The sequence below is a fragment of the Shewanella corallii genome (assembly GCF_023349125.1).
GTDB classification, from domain to species: Bacteria; Pseudomonadota; Gammaproteobacteria; order Enterobacterales; family Shewanellaceae; genus Shewanella; species Shewanella corallii.
Genome location: NZ_JAKIKT010000023.1, coordinates 1 through 1,803 on the forward strand (window position 1 = coordinate 1; position 1,803 = coordinate 1,803).

Annotated in this window: 1 protein-coding gene; it reads right to left on the bottom strand. The window is 59.0% G+C overall.

Annotated elements, in window-relative coordinates; genetic code table 11:
- A partial coding sequence (locus L2725_RS23090) for a beta strand repeat-containing protein (RefSeq protein WP_249251136.1) occupies window positions 1–1,803 on the bottom strand: 1,803 nt, incomplete at both ends.

Sequence of the window (1,803 nt, forward strand, 5' to 3'; positions counted from 1 at the left end):
GGCTGGCGCGGTCATAGTGACCGGCACGCCGTTATCCAGCATGGCCTGGGTCACGGTGCCGTTAAACAGCTCATTGCCATCCTGGTCGGTGACAATCAGGGTATCGCCCACCGCAGTCCCCGCGCCCAGGGTGACGGTGATGTTGATGTCACCATCGAGCTCAGTGTTGTTGATGTAGCCGTCGTTGTTGGCATCTTCGGTAATCACGACGGTCGGCGCTGCCGGGGCGCCGGTGCCCACGCCGTAATCCAGGGTGGCAGAGTCAGTGCCTTCAGCGCTGTTGCCGGCGCTGTCGGTGACCGTGGCGGTGATGTCCAGCTCGGTGCCGGTAGCAGGCGGATCAATGCTCAGGTCCAGGCCATTATCCAGCATGTCCTGGGTGACCGGGCCGGAGAAGATGACGTTGCCATCCTGGTCAGTCACTTCAATGGTGTCACCCACTTCGGTGCCGGTGGCCAGGGTGACGGTGATGTTCACCTGACCACTGAGCTCAGCGTCATTGATGTAGCCATCGTCGTTGGCATCTTCGGTAATGGTGACCGTTGGCGCAGCCGGGGCTGTATCGCCATAATCGAAGGTGGCACTGTCACTTCCCTGAGAGGAGTTCCCCGCGACATCGGTCAGGGTGGCGGTAACAGTCAGCGTTTCGCCGGTTGCTAATGGAGCCGTCTCCAATGACAGGCCGTTATCCAGCATGTCCTGGGTGACGGTACCGTTAAATATCTCAACACCATTGGCCATGACGACCAATGTGTCGCCTACCTGAGCATCACTGCTCAGTTGAACCAGAATACCCACCTGGCCATCCAGTTCATCACTGTTGATGTAGCCATCATTATTGGCGTCTTCAGTGATTTGGACACTTGGACCCGCTGGGGTATCAAGAATGGTGGCAGAATCTGAACCTTGAGCACTGTTGCCCGCAGGATCAGTCACGGTGGCGGTAACTTCCAAAGTTGTGCCAGGTAGAGGTGGGTTAACAGCCAGATCCAAGCCATTATCGAGCATGTCCTGAGTGACAGCTCCTTCAAAGATGACATTGCCATCCTGATCCGTGACGGTGACGGTATCGCCCACTACAGTACCAGCTCCAAGTGTAATGCTGATATCGACTAGGCCATCTAATTCACTGCCATCGATGTAGCCGTCATTGTTGGTATCTTCGGTAATCACCACAGTCGGGGCGGTTGGGGCGCTGTCGCCGTAATCCAGGGTCGCACTGTCGCTGCCATTGGCGGTGTTACCCGCCGGGTCTGTCACGGTGGCGGTCACTGTGATGGTGGTGCCGGTGTCCGGGGCGGTCATGGTGACTGGCACACCGTTGTCCAGCATGGCCTGGGTCACCGTGCCGTTAAACAGCTCATTGCCATCCTGGTCGGTCACCACAAGCGTGTCGCCCACGGCGGTACCCGCGCCCAGGGTGACGGTGATGTTGATGTCACCATCGAGCTCCGCATCATTGATGTAGCCGTCGTTGTTGGCATCTTCGGTAATCACCACGGTTGGTGACGCCGGTGCGCCGCTGCCCACGCCGTAATCCAGGGTGGCGGAGTCGCTGCCTTCTGCGCTGTTGCCCGCCGGGTCAGTAATGGTGGCGGTGATGTCCAGCTCGGTGCCGGTGGCCGGTGGGTCAATGCTCAGGTCAAGGCCGTTATCCAGCATCTCCTGCGTGACAGGGCCGGAGAAGATGACGTTGCCATCCTGGTCGGTGACCACAATGGTGTCACCCACAGCGGTCCCTGCGCCCAGCGTGATGGTGATGTCCACCTGACCGTCCAGCTCGCCATCGTTGATGTAACCATC